17 protein-coding genes and 1 pseudogene are annotated in these 16868 nt (G+C 71.3%); 11 read left to right on the forward strand and 7 right to left on the reverse strand.

Annotation, left to right across the window (positions count from 1 at the left end):
• Positions 1–91 precede the first annotated feature (91 nt).
• The 10 genes from OG252_RS04890 (at position 92) to OG252_RS04935 (ending at position 9216) form a co-directional block, all read left to right on the forward strand.
• Positions 92–1798 carry a SulP family inorganic anion transporter gene (locus OG252_RS04890; RefSeq protein WP_329333992.1) on the forward strand — a complete coding sequence of 569 codons (1707 nt, stop codon included), beginning with the start codon at positions 92–94 and terminating at the stop codon, positions 1796–1798.
• Positions 1799–2032: 234 nt separating this feature from the next.
• Positions 2033–3247 carry a globin domain-containing protein gene (locus OG252_RS04895; protein ID WP_329333995.1) on the forward strand — a complete coding sequence of 405 codons (1215 nt, stop codon included), beginning with the start codon at positions 2033–2035 and terminating at the stop codon, positions 3245–3247.
• 38 nt (positions 3248–3285) lie between these two features.
• Positions 3286–3699, forward strand: coding sequence for a hypothetical protein (locus tag OG252_RS04900; protein WP_329333997.1), 414 nt, complete (start codon positions 3286–3288; stop codon positions 3697–3699).
• Positions 3696–5327, forward strand: a complete 1632-nt coding sequence (locus OG252_RS04905; RefSeq protein ID WP_329345076.1) for an oleate hydratase — start codon at positions 3696–3698, stop codon at positions 5325–5327. Before OG252_RS04900 ends, OG252_RS04905 begins: the two co-directional genes overlap by 4 nt.
• A 147-nt stretch (positions 5328–5474) precedes the next feature.
• The gene (locus OG252_RS04910; protein ID WP_266451699.1) at positions 5475–5816 is read left to right on the forward strand and encodes an ArsR/SmtB family transcription factor; all 342 of its coding nucleotides are present in this window, start codon (positions 5475–5477) and stop codon (positions 5814–5816) included.
• Positions 5813–7546 (forward strand): SulP family inorganic anion transporter, encoded by a 1734-nt coding sequence (locus tag OG252_RS04915; protein ID WP_266451698.1) that lies wholly within the window; start codon positions 5813–5815, stop codon positions 7544–7546. Before OG252_RS04910 ends, OG252_RS04915 begins: the two co-directional genes overlap by 4 nt.
• Positions 7543–7755 carry a hypothetical protein gene (locus OG252_RS04920; protein WP_329334000.1) on the forward strand — a complete coding sequence of 71 codons (213 nt, stop codon included), beginning with the start codon at positions 7543–7545 and terminating at the stop codon, positions 7753–7755. The genes OG252_RS04915 and OG252_RS04920 overlap by 4 nt, the downstream gene beginning before the upstream one ends.
• Positions 7755–8180, forward strand: coding sequence for an ATP-binding protein (locus tag OG252_RS04925; protein ID WP_329334002.1), 426 nt, complete (start codon positions 7755–7757; stop codon positions 8178–8180). The genes OG252_RS04920 and OG252_RS04925 overlap by 1 nt, the downstream gene beginning before the upstream one ends.
• 35 nt (positions 8181–8215) lie before the next feature.
• The gene (locus tag OG252_RS04930) at positions 8216–8611 is read left to right on the forward strand and encodes an anti-sigma factor antagonist (protein ID WP_266451695.1); all 396 of its coding nucleotides are present in this window, start codon (positions 8216–8218) and stop codon (positions 8609–8611) included.
• Between the two features lie 254 nt (positions 8612–8865).
• Positions 8866–9216, forward strand: coding sequence for an ArsR/SmtB family transcription factor (locus OG252_RS04935; RefSeq protein WP_307679313.1), 351 nt, complete (start codon positions 8866–8868; stop codon positions 9214–9216).
• A gap of 45 nt (positions 9217–9261) precedes the next feature.
• On the opposite strand, the gene OG252_RS04940 is transcribed toward OG252_RS04935, so the two are convergent.
• The 6 genes and pseudogenes from OG252_RS04940 to OG252_RS04965 form a co-directional block, all read right to left on the reverse strand.
• On the reverse strand, positions 9262–11631 hold the full coding sequence (locus OG252_RS04940) for a glycoside hydrolase family 65 protein (RefSeq protein ID WP_329334007.1): 2370 nt from the start codon (positions 11629–11631) through the stop codon (positions 9262–9264).
• An 11-nt stretch (positions 11632–11642) separates the two neighbouring features.
• Positions 11643–11770 (reverse strand): annotated as a pseudogene (locus OG252_RS04945) (hydrolase); the annotation flags it as partial.
• A gap of 8 nt (positions 11771–11778) precedes the next feature.
• A complete protein-coding gene (locus tag OG252_RS04950) occupies positions 11779–11985 on the reverse strand; it encodes a hypothetical protein (protein WP_266451692.1) in 207 nt (68 codons plus the stop codon).
• Between the two features lie 165 nt (positions 11986–12150).
• Positions 12151–12372 (reverse strand): hypothetical protein, encoded by a 222-nt coding sequence (locus tag OG252_RS04955; RefSeq protein WP_329334009.1) that lies wholly within the window; start codon positions 12370–12372, stop codon positions 12151–12153.
• 203 nt (positions 12373–12575) lie between these two features.
• A complete protein-coding gene (locus OG252_RS04960; protein ID WP_443068383.1) occupies positions 12576–14321 on the reverse strand; it encodes a GAF domain-containing protein in 1746 nt (581 codons plus the stop codon).
• 216 nt (positions 14322–14537) lie between these two features.
• The gene (locus tag OG252_RS04965) at positions 14538–15230 is read right to left on the reverse strand and encodes a response regulator (protein ID WP_266451690.1); all 693 of its coding nucleotides are present in this window, start codon (positions 15228–15230) and stop codon (positions 14538–14540) included.
• Positions 15231–15655: 425 nt separating this feature from the next.
• Between OG252_RS04965 and OG252_RS04970 the strand changes: the two genes are divergently transcribed.
• Entirely contained in the window at positions 15656–16126 is a 471-nt protein-coding gene (locus OG252_RS04970; RefSeq protein WP_329334012.1) for a pyridoxamine 5'-phosphate oxidase family protein, read from the forward strand.
• A gap of 93 nt (positions 16127–16219) precedes the next feature.
• Here the strand turns inward: OG252_RS04970 and OG252_RS04975 are convergent, their stop codons facing one another.
• Positions 16220–16843: a DoxX family membrane protein gene (locus OG252_RS04975; RefSeq protein WP_266453160.1), complete on the reverse strand. Its 624-nt coding sequence runs from the start codon at positions 16841–16843 to the stop codon at positions 16220–16222.
• Between the last annotated feature and the right edge of the window lie 25 nt (positions 16844–16868).

Below are 16868 nucleotides of genomic sequence, written 5' to 3' on the forward strand. Positions count from 1 at the left end.
CGCCGGCCCTGCAGGGCGTGGCGGACCGTTCGGCCTCTCGCGGGCGTCCGTTCGCCAGTGGATGCTGAGATCCCTCGTCAGAAGGAGGACCATGTCCCCGAGCTCGGACGGCAGTGTTCCGGTGTGGCGCCGTCTGACACCCGGGCTCGCCACGCTCCTCGGCTACCGGGGCTCGTGGCTGAAGGGTGACGTACTGGCCGGAGTGACGGTGGCCGCCTATCTCGTGCCCCAGGTGATGGCGTACGCGGGCGTCGCCGGTCTGCCGCCGGTCGCCGGGCTGTGGGCGATCCTGCCCGCGCTCGCCCTGTACGCCCTGCTCGGCTCCTCCCGCCTGCTGTCGGTCGGCCCGGAGTCGACGACCGCGCTGATGACGGCCACGGTGGTCGGTCCGCTCGCGGCCGGGGATCCGGCCCGGTACGCCACACTGGCGGCCGCGCTCGCGATCGTGGTCGGCCTGCTGTGCGTGGTGGCGTGGGCGGCGCGGCTCGGCTTCGTCGCGGATCTGCTGTCACGGCCGGTTCTCATCGGCTATCTGACGGGCGTGGCGCTGATCATGATGGTCGACCAGCTGCCCAAGCTCACCGGCGTCGACACCACGGGCTCCGCGTTCTTCCCGCAGCTCTGGTCCTTCGTCCGGAACCTGCCGAACGCCCACCCGGCCACCGTCGTCTTCTCCGCCGTCGTGCTGGCCTTCCTCCTCATCGCCGCCCGGTACGTCCGCGCCGTGCCCGGCCCGCTGCTGGCCGTGGTCCTCGGTACGACTGCTGTGGCGGTCTTCGGGCTCGACGACGGGCACGGCATCAAGGTCATCGGCGACGTCCCGGCGGGCCTGCCCGGACTCGCCCTGCCTGACCTGACCGACCTGCCGCATCTCCTGCTGCCCGCCCTGGGCGTCCTCCTCGTCGGCTACACGGACTTCATCCTCACCGCACGGGCCTTCGCCGACCGTGACGCGAACGCGCTGGACGCCAATCAGGAGTTCCTCGCCCTGGGCGCCGCCAACCTCGGCGCGGGCGCACTGCACGGCTTCCCGGTGAGCAGCAGCGCCAGCCGTACCGCGCTGGCCTCCTCGGCGGGTGGCCGCAGCCAGGCGTACTCGCTGGTCGCCGGGGCGGCAGTCCTGTCGGTCCTGCTGTTCCTGAGCCCGCTGCTGTCCCGCACTCCCACGGCGGTGCTGGGCGTGCTCGTCGTCTACGCCGCCCTCCGCATGATCGACCTGACGGGCTTCCGCAAGCTGGCGTCCTTCCGCCGCCGGGAACTCCTGCTGGCACTCGGCTGCCTGGCCGGGGTCCTGGTCCTGGACATCCTGTACGGGGTGCTGGTCGCCGTCGGCCTGTCGGTGGCGGAGCTGCTGACCCGGGTCGCGCGCCCGCACGACGCCGTCGAGGGACTGGTGCCCGGCGTGGCCGGCATGCACGACGTCGACGACTACCCCGAGGCCCGTACGATCCCCGGCCTGCTGGTCTACCGCTACGACTCCCCCCTGTTCTTCGCCAACGCGGAGAACTTCCGACGCCGGGCCCTGGCCGCGGTCGACGAACAGGAAGATCCCGTGCGCTGGTTCGTCCTCAACACCGAGGCCAACGTGGAGGTCGACATCACCGCCCTGGACGCGGTCGACGAACTGCGCCGCGAACTCACCGACCGCGGCGTCGTCTTCGCCCTCGCCCGGGTCAAGCAGGACCTGCGGGACGACCTGGAGGCCTACGGGCTGGTGGTGACCGTCGGCACCGGGCGGATCTTCCCCACCCTGCCGACGGCCGTGGCCGCGTACCGGACATGGTGCCGCGAGCAGTAGGCACCCGTCCGACGGAGGCGTACAGGGCCGAGGGCCGAACAGTGCGGGCCTCTTGGGCCCTCACCCGAGCGGGCCAGTCGGGCCGATGTGCCCGAATCCGTGGGGCCGTTCGGCCCCTCTTCGCCCAGCGCCACGAAACGGCGCCGAAACAGGGGCCGTTGCCTGCTACACAGGGAACCGCCGCCCGTCGCGATGCGGCGCCGTTCCCACCCCACCCCCTGTCCGGGAGGCTCCATGCTGTCCGCAGAATCCGCCGCCGTGGTTCGTGGCACCCTGCCCGCGGTGGCCGGAGCGCTCGACGAGATCACCACGCGCTTCTACGGCGCGATGTTCCGCGACCGCCCGGAGCTGCTCGACGGAATGTTCAACCGCGGAAACCAGGCCAGCGGCGCCCAGCGCCGCGCCCTGGCCGGCTCGATCGCCGCCTTCGCGACCGCCCTGCTCGACGATCCGGACACGCGCCCTGACACCCTGCTCACGCGGATCGCGCACAAGCACGCCGCCGTCGGGGTCACCGACGACCAGTACACGATCGTGCACAAGTATCTCTTCGGCGCGATAGCCGAGGTCCTCGGCGACGCGGTCACCCCGGAGGTGGCCGCGGCCTGGGACGAGGTGTACTGGCTGATGGCCGGCGCCCTGATCGCCCAGGAGGCCCGCCTCTACCAGGACGCGGGCGTCGGGCCCGGCCGGATCTGGCGGCGGTGGACGGTCGTCGACCGCCGCACCGAAACCCGGGATGTGGTGTCGTTCCTGCTGCGCCCGGCCGACGGCGAACCGGTGCCGCCCGCGCGGGCGGGACAGTACGTGAGTGCGCGCGCCCAAATGCCCGACGGGGGCCACCAGTTGCGCCAGTACAGCCTGTCCTCGGACCCCGGCGGTAACGTGCGGCGGATCACCGTGAAACGCGTCCGCGGCGATGCCGGCGCGCCGGACGGCGAGGTCTCGAACCTGCTGTACGGCCAGTGCCGGACCGGAGACGAGCTGACGCTCTCCGCCCCCTTCGGCGATGTCGTCCTCGACGACCCGGCCGACGCCGCGGCCCCGGTCGTGCTGGTCTCGGCGGGCATCGGCTGCACCCCCATGACGGGCATGCTGGCCCATCTCGCCACCGTCGGCTCCACTCGTCCCGTACGGGTCCTGCACGCCGACCACTCCCCCGCCGACCACGCCCTGCGCACCGAGACACGGGAACTCGTGGAGCAACTGCCGGACGCCCGCACCCACTTCTGGTACGAGCAGCTCGGCGAGGAGGAACCCGCCGCCCGCGTCGGCCTGATGGACCTCCACGGGATCGAACTGCCGGACGGCGCCATGGTGTTCCTGTGCGGCCCACTGCCGTTCATGCGCGCGGTGCGCGGACAGCTGCTGGCCGCCGGCATTCCGGCACGGAACATCCGCTACGAGGTCTTCGGCCCCGACCTGTGGCTGCCCGGACCTGTGGCCTGAACGACGCCGACTTCCTGTACCTGCGAGAGGGGTCCGAAATGACCGGCGACAACACCCAGGCCCAGCCCGCCCCCGCGGTGCGACTGCGCTGCGACGGCGAGGTGGACGAGGAGACCCTGGTCTACGCCCGCACGAAGATCGACGCCGCCCTCGGCCGGGCGGGACTGCCTCCCGTCACCGGTGAGGTACGGGTCACCAGGGCGGCCACCCACCACGCCGACCGCCCGTGGTCGGCGACGGCCGCTCTGCACGTCGGCGACCGCGAGGTGGTCGTCCTCGCCGAGGCGGCCACCGGACGGGAAGTCGTCGACCAACTCCAGGACCGGCTGCACCGCCAGGCGGGCAAGGCCGCCCACATCCGGGATCACGGTCGCCGGACGACCCCACCGCCGTGGCGCGGCGGCCGCCCTGCCGAGGCGAACGACGCGGCAGCGGACCCACGCTCGGCCTGAGCGTCCAGAGCGTACGACCGGGAACGACAAGGAGTTGTGTGATGGCGAAGGCATATCTGGTGGGGAGCGGTGTCGCGGCGCTGGCCGCGGCCACGTTCCTGATCCGCGACGGCGGTTTCGACGGATCGGACATCCACCTCTTCGAGGAGCAGCGGCGGATCGGCGGCAGCCTGGACGCGGGCGGCACGCCGGAGGCCGGCTACACCATGCGCGGCGGGCACATGTTCGACGCCGAGTACCGCTGCACATACGACCTGCTGTCCGGGATTCCCACCCTCGACGACCCCGCGGTGTCGGTGACGCAGGAGATCCTGGCCGGACACGAGAACCGCGCCTGGGACGACATCGCCCGACTCGTCGACGGACAGGGAGAGATCGTCGACACACGCTCGTGGGGACTCTCCGAGCGGGACCGGCTGGACCTGGCCCGTTGTCTGGCGACCCCTGAAGGACACCTGGACGGCAAGCGGATCACCGACTCCTTCGGCGAGCACTTCTTCACCACGACCTTCTGGTTCATGTGGTGCACCACGTTCGCCTTCCAGCCCTGGCACAGCGCCATCGAGTTCCGCCGCTCCCTCAGGCGGTTCGTTCACCTCTTCCCCGAGCTCTCCTCCCTGTCGGGCACGCACCGCACCCGCTACAACCAGTTCGACTCCGTCGTGCGGCCCCTGACCGCCTGGCTCAGCGATCGCGGAGTCACCGTCCACACTGGATGCCACGTCGCCGACCTCGGCCTGGCATCGGGACGCCGGTCCACCACGGTCGAGCGCCTCTACCTGGTCCGCGACGGCCGTGACGAGCAGATCGAGGTGGCACCCGAGGACCTCGTGCTGGTCACCAACGGTTCCATGACCGACGCCTCCAGCCTCGGCTCGCACACCGCCGCGCCGGCGCCCGCTCCCAGGCGCTCGGACGCGTGGCTGCTGTGGCACCGACTGGCCAGAGGGCGCGACGACTTCGGTGATCCGGCCGTGTTCGACAAGCACGTCAAGGAATCCCGCTGGGAATCGTTCACCGTCACGGCGAAGGATCCCGCCTTCCTCAAAGCGCTGGAGGAGTTCAGTGGCCGCGAGACCGGCCGGGGCGGCCTGATGACCTTCACCGACTCCAACTGGCTGCTCACCATCGTCGCCCAGCGCCAGCCCGTCTACCGCGACCAGCCCGAGGACGTCTCCGTCTGGTGGGGCTACAGCCTGCGTCCCGGCCGCGCCGGCAACCACACGCCCAAGCCGATGACGATGTGCTCCGGCCGGGAGATCCTCGACGAAGTACTCCACCATCTGCGGTTCGACGAGGCGGTGGCGGCCCGTGTCCGTGAGACCTCCACCGTCGTGCCCTGCCTGATGCCGTACGTCACCAGCCAGTTCCTGGTCCGCCGCCGCGACGACCGGCCCGAGGTCGTGCCCGAAGGGTCGGTGAACCTCGCCTTCATCGGACAGTTCGCCGAAGTGCCCGACGACGTCGCCTTCACCGTCGAGTACTCCGTACGCACCGCCTGGACCGCGGTGGCCGGACTCCTCGACCTCGCCAAGCAGCCACCTCCGGTCTACAAGGGTCACCACGATCCCCATGTGCTGGCGAGCGCGCTGGAGACCATGCACACGAGCGTGGTCAAGAGGGCCTGATCCCGCCCGCCGGGCGGCCCGGCAGTAGCAGGATGCTTAATTGCATAATTTCGCAATTGGTTGGATGCTGTGTTGGCTGAGTCCGCAGGTAGCCGTGGGCGCAGCCTGCCGGCCCCGGGTGGGGCGTTGTCCGGGAAGCCGAGGGTCATGTCCGTTCCGCTCTACCAGGCCAAGGCCGAGTTCTTCCGGATGCTGGGGCATCCCGTACGGATACGGGTGCTGGAGCTGCTGCAGGACGGGCCGAGACCGGTACGGGAGCTGCTGGCCGCGATCGAGGTGGAACCCTCCAACCTGTCGCAACAGCTGGCGGTCCTGCGCCGCTCGGGCATCGTCACATCCAAGCGCGAGGGCTCGGCCGTGGTGTACGCGCTCGCCGGCGGGGACGTCGCCGACCTGATGGGGGCCGCGCGCAGGATTCTGACCGAGATGCTGGCCGGGCGGAACGAGCTGCTGGCCGAGCTGCGGGACACCGAGGTCGCCGCGCGATGAGGAGCCCGTCCGGCCGGGCCGTGGCCCGGCTCACCGCACTGCTGCCCGGCCGCACGGATCTGGCGGAGATGCGCCGTGACCCACGCCGGGACCTGCTGGCCGGCCTCACCGTGGCGATCGTCGCACTGCCGCTCGCACTCGGCTTCGGTGTCTCCTCCGGGCTCGGCGCGGCGGCGGGGTTGGCGACCGCGGTGATCGCGGGCGTGGTCGCCGCCGTGTTCGGCGGGTCGAATCTGCAGGTGTCCGGGCCGACCGGCGCCATGACGGTCGTGCTGGTACCGATCGTCGCCGAGCACGGGGCGTCCGGGGTGCTGACCGTGGGGCTGATGGCGGGCGTCATGCTCGTCGCACTCGCTCTGCTGAAGGCCGGGAAGTACATGCAGTACGTGCCCGCGCCCGTCGTGGAGGGCTTCACGCTCGGCATCGCCTGCGTCATCGGGCTGCAGCAGATCCCCAACGCCCTCGGGGTGCCCAAGCCCGAGGGCGACCGCGTCCTCGTGGTGACCTGGCGCGCCCTGGAGGAGTTCGCGACCCACCCGAACTGGACCTCCGTCGCCTTCGCCCTGGCGGTCGCCGCCGTCATGCTGATCGGCGCCCGGCGGCGGCCCACGATCCCCTTCTCCATCCTCGCGGTGATCACGGCCACCCTCGTGGCACAGGCAGGCGGCCTGGACGCGGCGCAGCCGATCGGCGACCTGCCGTCCGGCCTGCCCGCCCCCTCACTCGCCTTCCTCGACCCGGGCGCGCTCGGCTCGCTGCTCGCCCCGGCAGTCGCGGTCGCGGCGCTGGCAGCCCTGGAGTCGCTGCTGTCGGCCTCGGTCGCCGACGGCATGACGGTCGGCCAGAAGCACGACCCGGACCGTGAACTGTTCGGTCAGGGTCTGGCCAATATCGCCGCGCCGCTGTTCGGCGGCGTACCGGCGACCGGCGCGATCGCCAGGACCGCGGTCAACGTCCGTACCGGGGCGGGGTCCCGGCTGGCGGCCCTGACCCACGCAGCGGTCCTCGCAGTGATCGTCTTCGCGGCCGCACCCCTCGTCTCCAGGATCCCGCTGGCGGCGCTGGCGGGCGTGCTGCTGGCCACCGCGATCCGCATGGTCGAGGTCAGCTCGCTCCGGGCGATGGCGAGGGCCACCCGCTCCGACGCGTTGATCCTCGTGCTGACCGCCGTGGCCACGCTCGCCCTCGACCTCGTCTACGCCGTGATCATCGGCCTGGTGGTCGCGGGCACCCTGGCGCTGCGCGCGGTCGCCCAGCAGGCCCGCCTGGACCAGGTGCCGCTGGACCGGGGCGACCACAGCGCCGAGGAACACGCGCTGCTGGCCGAGCACATCGTCGCCTACCGCATCGACGGGCCGCTGTTCTTCGCCGCCGCCCACCGCTTCCTCCTGGAGCTGGCCGAGGTCGCCGACGTGCGGGTCGTCATCCTGCGCATGTCCCGGGTGACGACCATCGACGCCACCGGCGCCCTGGTCCTCAAGGACGTGGTGGAAAAGCTCAATCGGCGCGGCACCGTGGTCATGACCTCCGGGATCCGCCCCGGCCAGCGCCAGGCGCTGGAATCCGTGGGCGCGTTGGAGCTGCTGCGCCGGGAGGGGCGTGAGTACGCCACCACGCCGGAGGCGATCCGGGGCGCACACACCTACCTGGAGTGCGTCGGTGTCATGCCGACTGTTCCCGCCCAGACGTCCCGGCCCGTCAGCAGGGAAACAGAGGAAACCGCCGGATGAGCACTCCGCCCCTTCCCCTGCGCAAGGCCGAGGTCTTTGGCGCCGAGGAGTTGCCGTCGGAAGGCCGCGCACCGGGGCGGCCGGTGTCCACGCGGCGGGACCTGACCGTCGTACGGCCCGGTCGGCAGACGGGGGACTTCGAGTGCCCCCTGCCGCGCCCACGTCACAACACCGTGACCGCACTCCCTCTCACCCCCGCGGAGGCGTGATGAACGCCCGGCTCGAAGCACTGCCCCACCGGCATGTGCTCACCCTGCCCGCGATGCCGTCCGCGGTCCGCATGGCCCGGGAGACCGCCGAACAGGTGCTGGCCGAGTGGGGCGTGAACCCGCGCCATCCCACCGTCGGCCCGGCCCTGCTGATCCTCAGCGAGCTGGTCACCAACAGCGTCCGGCACGCCGCGGCGCTCTCCCCGCAGATGACCGTCATCTACGCGGCCGGCCCGGACTGCCTGGCTTTCGCCGTCCACGACCGTCACCCCCACCAGCCCGCGCTGTACGCACCGGCCACCCGAACGAGGGCGGGCGGTCTTGCCACCGTCATGGAGCTCACCCTCGGCCTGGGCGGCACCGCGGTGGTCCGCAAGGACGCCGACGGCAGGGGGAAGAGCATCTGGATCACCCTGCCCTTCTGACCGAACAGGCCGACCGCGCAAGGAAGTTGACGATCATGACCATCGAGTGGCGCTACACCGTCGAGCAGGACCTCGGCATCCTGTCCGTCTCCGGACACCTGGGCCCGGAGGCCGTCCGCCGCTTCACCGGTGCCGTCGGCTGGGTGGTGGGACGCGGCACCGGCCCGGTCATCGTCGACCTGAGCGGGCTGCGCGGCTGGTCGGCCGAGGGGCAGTTGGCGATCATCGAGGCCGCGAACCGTCTCGCCGAGGCGGGCCGCGGCCTGGAACTGGCCGCGATCCCCGCAGACGGCTCCCTCGTGCCCAACGGGGAGTGCCGGATCATCCCCGTGCACGCCGACCTGGCCGACGCACTCGCGGCACACAGCACGCGGCACGGCGAGCCACCGGAGGGCCGCCACGAGTGGCGGACGACAGGGTGGCCGGCTTGACACGACGCGGGCAGGGCCCGCCGGCGGGGACATCCGCCTTGGCGGCAGTCGTCTGGGCGGTCGGCGCGGAACCGCGCCCAGCGGCCTTCATGTCACCACCGTGGGATTCGGGCGGCGCGGTTCTCGTGCGAGATTTCGGCATGGCCGCCGTCGCACGCGAGGATGAGCCGCATGTGTGTGACGAGTGGGTGGATGCGAGGCGCCGAGGACCGGCCCATAGGGCCGTGCTGCTCCGCCGGGGAGGGGACGGCACGATGAGCACGCCGCTGTACCAACTGAAGGCCGAGTTCTTCAAGACACTCGGCCACCCGGCGCGCATCCGGGTCCTTGAGCTGCTGAGCGAGCGCGAGCACGCGGTGGCGGAGATGCTGCCCGAGGTCGGGATCGAGCCGGCGCACCTGTCACAGCAGCTCGCGGTGCTGCGCAGGGCGAACCTGGTGGTGACCCGCAAGGAGGGCTCCACCGTGTACTACTCGCTGACCAGCCCGCACATCGCCGAGCTGCTCGGGGTCGCCCGCACCATCCTGTCCGGGGTGCTCGCCGGGCAGGCCGAACTGCTCGCCGATCTGCAGGCTGCCCAGACGCAGGCGGAACCACCGTCGTAGGGACGCCCCCCCGAACTCGCCGCGCTCGCCGAACCGACCGCGACCTCAGTCGGGGAGCTCCAGCCGGCAGATCTCCCCCGGCTGCACGCCGACCGAGCGATCGGGAAGGTGGACGTCGATCGGGGAGCGGCCGGACGACGGTACGGCGATCTCCAGCCACCCGCGCTCCAGACGCAGGCGCACGCCCCAGTGGCCCTGGTAGCGGAGCTCGAAGCCGTAGGAGGAGAGCTCGGGGAGGGGCACCGGGTCCAGCCACAGAGCGCCGCCCCTGGGCTCCAGGCCGGTCAGGCCGCGCTGGACCAGGTCCAGGGTGCCGGCCATGGCACCGAGGTGGATGCCCTCGCCCGTGGTGCCGTCCTGGACGTCGGCGATGTCACCCCTCAGTGCCTCCTGGCAGAACGTCCAGGCATCGGCGCGGCGGGCCCGGGCGAGGACCCAGCCGTGCACCAGTCCGCTGAGGGTGGAGCCGTGGCTGGTGCGGTGCAGGTAGTAGTCGACGGTGCGGCGCCAGGTGTCCTCGTCGAGCCGGTACCCCAGCCGACGGAACAGGCCCTGGAGTTCGTCAGGCGAGAAGAGGTAGCCGAGCATCAGTACGTCGGCCTGCTTGGACGCCTGGTAGCGGTTGGCGGTGTCGCCCTCCGCCTCCAGGATCCGGTCGAGCCGCCGGATGTCGTCGTACCGCCGGCGGTAACCGGCCCAGTCCAGTTCCTCCAGCTTGCCGTAGTCCTCGAACTGGCTGATGACCCCGTCGTGGAAGGGCACGTGGAGCGTGCGCGAGACGTCCTCCCACTGTTCGAGTTCGCCGACGTCGAGTCCGGTCCGCTCGACGAGTTCCCGACGGCGCGGTTCGGGCAGGGTGTCGAGGAGTTCCAGGGCGCGGGCCAGCACCCAGGCGGCCGTGACGTTGGTGTACGCGTTGTCGTCGAGGCCCGGCTCCGCCGCCCAGGGGTAGGCCTCGTGGTACTCGTCGGGACCGACGACCCCGCGGATGCGATGCCGGCCCAGTGTCTCGTCGTACACCGCCGAGTCCGCCCAGAAACGGGCGATCTGCAGCAGCATCTCGGCACCCTTGGTGTGCAGGAACTCGGTGTCTCCGCTGGCCTCGCAGTACTCCCACACGTTGTACGCGATCGCCGAGCCGACGTGGTACTGCAACCGGGAGTGATCGGGAAGCCAACGCCCGGAGCGCGGGTTGAGGTGCAGCTGCTGGGACTCCTCACGACCGTCGCTGCCGCTCTGCCAGGGATACCGGGCTCCGCGTCGGCCGAGGTCGCGGGCGGCGGAGCGGGCGCGCTCCAGGCGTCGGTGGCGGTATTGCAGCAGGGCGCGGGAGACCTCGGGGAAGTGCAGGTTCAGGTAGGGCAGAACGAACAGTTCGTCCCAGAACACGTGCCCACGGTAGGCCTCACCGTGCAGCCCCCGGGCAGGCACACCCACGTCGAGATCGGCGGTGTGCGGGGAGAGCGTCTGCAGGACATGGAACAGGTGCAGCCGCAGGCTGCTGCCCGCCTCGCCCGGCACGTCCAGCTCGGCCCGCCGCCACAGCTGGTCCCAGGCCGTCAGGTGCGACTCCAGCAGCTTGTCGAAGCCGGGCGCGCGGCCCACCCGTTCGATCGCGGCGTGCAGCGGATCGCTGATCGCCAGGTCGCGGGAAGTGTGCAGGGCGACGGTCTTGTCGACGGTGGCGGTCCGGCCGGGAGCCAGGCGCAGGCACACCCGCTGGACAGCCCGCGTCAGCTCGTGCTGTGCCGTGACCGGCGCGTCGGCGGTCAGCCGGGACGCCATACCGATCCGGATGTCGGAGGTGCGGGTACGGCAGCGCAGCCAGACCGCGTCCGGAGCGGCGGTACCGGTGTACACATGAGTCAGATGACGCCCGTCCAGCTCGCGGTAGCGCGGCACGCCGGAGTTGGTGACCCTCCCGTCCAGGGCGGACTCGACGTCGAGGTCGCCGGAGAATCCGTCGGCGGTGAACTCGGTGCGCAGAACGGCCAGGTGGGGTTCCGCCATGTGCACGAGCCGCTCCTGGCGGACGGACAGGGCGCGTCCCTCACCGAGCCCGTAACGCGTCCGGCGCTCCAGCAGCCCCGAGGCCAGGTGCAGGACCTGCCTGTGCTCCAGCACCTCTGCCGTGTCGGGGGTGAGCCACTGCTGCCCTTCGACACGGAAGCGCAGCGGCAGCCAGTTCGGCAGGTTGACCATGTCCTCGTTCTCGACCTCGCGGCCTGCCACCTCGGAGGTGAGCCTGTTGTAGCAGCCGGCCGCATAGGTGCCCGGGTAGTGCACGTCGTCCGCGACGCACTCGGGCAGCGCCCCGCGGGTGGCGAAGTAGCCGTTGCCCAGCGTGCACAGCGACTCGCGCAGACGCTCCTGAGCGGGATCGTAGCCCTCGTACTCCCAAATCCGGTCCGTCACTTCGGCGCTCCTCACGCGAGCAGTTCTGCGAGGTCTCCTACGACGACGTCGGCACCGTGCCGCAGCAGTCTCTCCCCGTGTCCGGGCCGTCGGCGCGGTCCACGCCGACGACGAGGGTGAAACCACCGCTACGGCCCGCCCCCGCACTCAGGCCCACCGCAGGCAGTCGTCACGGGTGTCGAGGAAGGTGTGGAACACCGCGGCCCCGACATCCCACAGCACGCGTGCGACAGCGCCGGGCACATGGCCCGGTCGCAGACCGTAGTGCTCGGCCCGGTCCAGGGCCTCGACGGCCGGGAGGTCCGTGGCGGCCGAACCGTTCCGGAGTACCTCGCGGGCCGGTCCTTCAACCATGGTGCGGCGTACCCGTTCACCGGGATGGTGGCCATCGCGTCATGAGGCAAGGTGTCGAGCAGCTGGGACGCCTTCCGCTCGTGGCCCTCACCCGCTCGTCAAGGTGCGCCCGCGCCCCTGGGCCCTGCGGCCCCCGAACCACACGGTCTCCCCGCTCATGGCGGGCTACCTCGCGCCGAGCAGGTTCCGTTCGTGGGTGCCGATCGGGCCGGCTGCTGCCTCCGGCCGGGACGCTCGTATGGGCGTCGGCGCCCTGCGAAGGCGTCGCCGCAGGAACCGAAGAGCCATCGCGTCGAACGCCGCCGCGAGGGCGAACGTCACGCCGGTGGCCACGACCAGCAGGACCGCGAACCGCCCCCCGACCTCCGCCGTGAGTCTCGTACCCACTGCCCTCGCCCCCTTCGGATCGACACCGCTTCCCTCGCTGTCATCCAACTCCGACACCACGCGCGGCGCATGAGCCGACCGGCCCGCCGCACCACCCGATCGGCCCTGTCAGCCACCGTGACCGCGCCGTCGCCTGATCCACGAGCAGACCGCCGAGCAGGGAAAGCGTCCAGCTGACGAGGACGATCCATTCCGTCGCGCTCCTACGACTCCTGCACCGGCACGCGCCACACCAGTGTGGTGCCTCCGCCTGCCGGGCTGCTCAGCTCCAGCGCTCCGCTCAGCTGCTCGGCCCGCTCCGCCATGTTGCGCAGGCCGCTGCGGCGGCCGTCGGCCGGAATGCCCACGCCGTTGTCGGAGACCGTGACCCGCACTTCGCGTCCGTCGGTTTCCAGCACCACGTCGGCGCGGCTCGCACGGGCGTGCCGGGCAATGTTCGTGAGGGCCTCGGAAAGGACAGCCACCACTTGGTCGGCGATCTCCTTCGACACGTGAGTGTCCAGGAGCCCCTCGATGCGCACGCTGGGCGCGAAACCCAGTACGAGCGCCGCCTCACCGGCCACGCGTACCGCCCGGGCCCGCAGACCGGGGCCGGATGCTCCCTCCCGCTCCCGCAGCCCGAAGATCGTCGACCTGATGATCTTGATGGTCTCGTCGAGATCGTCCACCGCCCGCAGGACGCGCTCGGAGGCCTCCGTGTGCTCGATGAAGCGGCCGGCACTCTGCAGCGTCATGCCGGTGGCGAACAGCCGCTGGATCGCCAGGTCGTGCAGGTCTCGGGCGATCCGGTCGCGATCCTGGAGTACGGCGATCTGTTCGGCGTCCCGGCGGTGCTCCGCCAGTTCCATCGCGACCGCGGCCTGGGCGGCGAAGGCCTTCAGCGGTTCGGTCTCCTGCTCGGAGAAAACCGTGCCGCCCGCTTCTCGGACCAGCAGGACGACACCGCGTACACCGTCACCGGAGCCGATCGGGACGGCCACCGCCGGGCCCAGACCGCTGAAGCGCGGCGGACCGGCCGTGATCCGTTCGTCGTCGGAGACGTCCGGGCTGGCGACAGCCACCCCATGCGTGAACGCCTCACCGATCAGGCTGCCGTCCACGGGCAGAACCAGTCCGCGGTGTGCCTCCGCCTCCTGCCCGATGGCCAGTTCCACCGTGAGCGCGTCGGTGTTCTCCATGGGCACGGCGACCACCGCCAGGGCCGCCCCGGTGATCTCCCTGGCGCGCTCGGCGATCAGCGCCAGTACGTCACCACGCTCGCTGCCGGACATCAGGCTGTGGGTGATCTCGGCGCTGGCCCGCAGCCAGCGCTCGCGGAGCCGGGACTCCTCGTACAGGCGGGCGTTGTCGATCGCGACGCCGGCCGCCACGGCCAGCGTGGAGAGCACCGACTCGTCGTCCTCGTCGAACTGCAGCCCTCCCCGCTTCTCGGTCAGGTACAGGTTGCCGAAGACCTGGTCCCGGACCCGGATCGGGACACCCAGGAAGGTGTTCATCGGCGGGTGATGGGGCGGGAAGCCGTACGAGGCGGAATGCTCCGAGAGCTTCGTCAGCCGCAGGGACTCCGGATTCCGGATCAGCTCCCCCAGGATGCCGTGTCCCTCCGGATAGTTGCCGATCTGGGTGATCTGTTCTTCGGTGACCCCGACCGTGAGGAATTCCGACAAACGCTTGCCGTCCGGCCCGATGACCCCCAGTGCGGCATACTCGGCGTCCACCAGTACCGCAGCGGCCTGCACGATGCTGTACAGCGCCTGCTCGAGATCCAGCTCGCGGCCGACCGAGAGCACCGCCTCCAGCAGGCTGTGCACGTGGTCGCGGGTACCACGGGCCGCGTCGAGGCGGGCCTGCAGCTCCTCCAGCAGCTCGTCCAGCCTCAGCTGCGGCAGTCGTATCCGAGCCGCGTGAGACTCCTCCGAGCTTTCCACCCGTGGCCCTCCAGATCCCATCCGTGTTCCGTCCACCCGCCACGTTAATGGTCCACAGGAGTGAACGGCGCCGAACGGGCCGGAAGCCCGGAGCCTCGGTCGCGCCGATGGCCGGTTCCGCGGGAACCGAGCCGTTACGTACTCGGTGAGGTCGAGAAGCCGGTTTGGTGTAGCAGCGGCCCGTCACGGCCTCCCGGAAACCGGCCCACCCCGGCGCGCGCTCGTCGGCGCGGAGCTTCAGCGCCGTTCGTTCTTGAGCCGGTCCTGTGCCTGGGTGGCTATCACCGCGGCCTGGATGCGGCGTTCCACACCGAGTTTGGCCAGCAGACGGGAGATGTGGTTCTTGACGGTCTTCTCGGCGAGGTAGAGCCGCAGGCCGATCTGCCTGTTGGTCAGGCCCTCACCGATCAGGGCGAGGATCTCCCGCTCGCGCTCGGTCAGACCGGGCAGCGCGTCCGGCTCCGGCTCCTTGGCGTCCTCCCCGCGCAGCCGTGCCATCACCTTGGCGGTGGCGCTCGGGTCGAGCAGGGACTGGCCCGCGGCCACCGTACGGACCGCCGAGACCAGGTCGGAACCCTGGATCTGCTTCAGCACGTACCCGGACGCCCCGGCCATGATCGAGTCCAGCAGGGCCTCCTCGTCGTCGAACGAGGTCAGCATCAGACAGGCCAGCTCCGGCATGCGGGAACGCAGCTCCCGGCACACGGTCACCCCGTCGCCGTCGGGCAGCCGGACGTCGAGCACCGCCACCTGGGGACGCAGGGCGGGAATCCGTACGAGGGCCTGTTCGACCGTGCCGGCCTCGCCGACCACGGTGATGTCGGGCTCGTCGTCGAGCAGGTCGTGGACACCTCGCCGTACCACCTCGTGGTCGTCCAGCAGGAAGACCCGAATCGGGTTGTCGGTGCCGGGCCGCTCACTGTCCGCCATCGGATGCTCCTCGCCCTGCCTGTCGTCCCGGTGTCCGCTCGTGGCGGGAACCGGCCTTCGTCACTGGATCCTTCTCGCTCATGGGCCGAAAGACCAGGGCCGGTCGGCCCTGGTTCCCCGGCGGCTCGGCCTCCTCGCAGCGATGGGGGCCACCGGACGGAGACAGGGGGCCGAACGGCCCTAGCCGTCCGCGATCACCGGGCGTTACATCGAGGTGTCGGGCCCTGTCCGTGGTCCGTCGACCCGCCCGGCGCCTCTCGCTGTTCGACAGTCGCCGGTCACCGCCGAAGCCGAGGAAGGCCGAGGACGAAGATGCCATTGCGGCCCGCCAGCCACCGGCTCGACGAGCCGTGCAGCAGTCCCTCCGCGCCGGCGGCATCGGCGGGCAGCACGCAGTGAGCCACGAATCCGCACGGAAGACTGCCATGACCGACAGGAACGCCCACCCCTCCTCTGCCGAACCGCGTCACAGCATGGAGCTGGACGGCTCGGAAGCCCTTCGGCTGCTCGGCAGCGTGTCCTTGGGCAGGGTCGTCTTCACCCGCCACGCGTTGCCGACGATTCGCCCCGTCAACCACGTGCTGGACGACGGCGACATCGTCATCCGCACCCACGAGGGCGCGGCTCTCACCTCGCACACCCGCCCGGCCGACGGTCGAGGGGTCGTCGTCGCCTACGAAGCCGATGACATCGACCCCGTCACGCACCTCGGCTGGAGCGTGGTCGCCACCGGGTACGCCCGGCTGGTGACCGATCCGGACGAGCTGGCTCGCTACCGGGCGATGCTGCGCCCCTGGCTGCATCGGAGCATGGACTACGCGGTGCGCATCCGCCCCGACCTGGTCACCGGTGTGCTGCTCACCGCGACGGACGAGTCCGCTGTCGGCCGACGGTGAGTGGCCAGGTGAGTGACGGCCTGAGCGGGCGCTCACGCACACAGGGGCACCGCCGCGTGGTCGCGGCGGTGCCCCTGTCCGGGACCGGTCGGGTCACAGCAGCCAGCGGTTGCGGCTGACGAACGGCAGCCGCGCCCACACCCGGCCCAGTCCCCAGGTGGCCCCGGCACCCGCCGCCGCGAGGGCGATGAGCACCACGGCGTAGACGAGGTGGTAGTCGGCGAACGGGTTGGTCGACATGCTCGCCGAACCGTCCGAGAGGTGCTTGGCCGGCGGCCACTCCGCGATCCACATCAGCGCCATCATCACGGTGCCGGCCACCGCGGCGAGCCGCAGCCCGATGCCCGCGATCAGGGCGACGCCGATACCGAGCAGACCGAGCATGAACAGCCAGTCGGCCCAGCCGGCCCCGGCCCAGTCGTGGAACGTGGACTCCATCGGCCCGACCGCGACACCGCCGAGGAAGCCCTCGGTCGGCGACCCGCCGTCGATCCAGCCCCGGCCGGAACCGGTCGCGTAACCGAAGCCGAACGTCTTGTCCAGGAACGCCCAAAGGAAGACGAACCCCGTCAGCAGACGCAGCCCGGCGAGGACGTGCGCCTGGGTCGCTGTCGCCGCCGCGGTCCTCGCGTCGGCGTCCGCGGGAGCCGTGCCCGTCCTGCGCAGGGACGGGAGGTGGAATCCAGGGTGCCGGTGGGAGTGGTCGTGGACTGCCATGATGCTCATCCCTCCAAGGGGTGAC

This window comes from Streptomyces sp. NBC_01352 (genome assembly GCF_036237295.1).
GTDB lineage: Bacteria > Actinomycetota > Actinomycetes > Streptomycetales > Streptomycetaceae > Streptomyces > Streptomyces plumbiresistens.

Bases quoted from the DNA above. Each gene is read 5' to 3' on its own strand.
- OG252_RS04890 (WP_329333992.1), top strand. From the start codon at position 92: ATGTCCCCGAGCTCGGACGGCAGTGTTCCGGTGTGGCGCCGTCTGACA.
- OG252_RS04895 (WP_329333995.1), top strand. From the start codon at position 2,033: ATGCTGTCCGCAGAATCCGCCGCCGTGGTTCGTGGCACCCTGCCCGCG.
- OG252_RS04900 (WP_329333997.1), top strand. From the start codon at position 3,286: ATGACCGGCGACAACACCCAGGCCCAGCCCGCCCCCGCGGTGCGACTG.
- OG252_RS04910 (WP_266451699.1), top strand. From the start codon at position 5,475: ATGTCCGTTCCGCTCTACCAGGCCAAGGCCGAGTTCTTCCGGATGCTG.
- OG252_RS04915 (WP_266451698.1), top strand. From the start codon at position 5,813: ATGAGGAGCCCGTCCGGCCGGGCCGTGGCCCGGCTCACCGCACTGCTG.
- OG252_RS04920 (WP_329334000.1), top strand. From the start codon at position 7,543: ATGAGCACTCCGCCCCTTCCCCTGCGCAAGGCCGAGGTCTTTGGCGCC.
- OG252_RS04925 (WP_329334002.1), top strand. From the start codon at position 7,755: ATGAACGCCCGGCTCGAAGCACTGCCCCACCGGCATGTGCTCACCCTG.
- OG252_RS04930 (WP_266451695.1), top strand. From the start codon at position 8,216: ATGACCATCGAGTGGCGCTACACCGTCGAGCAGGACCTCGGCATCCTG.
- OG252_RS04935 (WP_307679313.1), top strand. From the start codon at position 8,866: ATGAGCACGCCGCTGTACCAACTGAAGGCCGAGTTCTTCAAGACACTC.
- OG252_RS04950 (WP_266451692.1), bottom strand. From the start codon at position 11,985: ATGGTTGAAGGACCGGCCCGCGAGGTACTCCGGAACGGTTCGGCCGCC.
- OG252_RS04960 (WP_443068383.1), bottom strand. From the start codon at position 14,321: ATGGGATCTGGAGGGCCACGGGTGGAAAGCTCGGAGGAGTCTCACGCG.
- OG252_RS04965 (WP_266451690.1), bottom strand. From the start codon at position 15,230: ATGGCGGACAGTGAGCGGCCCGGCACCGACAACCCGATTCGGGTCTTC.
- OG252_RS04970 (WP_329334012.1), top strand. From the start codon at position 15,656: ATGACCGACAGGAACGCCCACCCCTCCTCTGCCGAACCGCGTCACAGC.
- OG252_RS04975 (WP_266453160.1), bottom strand. From the start codon at position 16,843: ATGGCAGTCCACGACCACTCCCACCGGCACCCTGGATTCCACCTCCCG.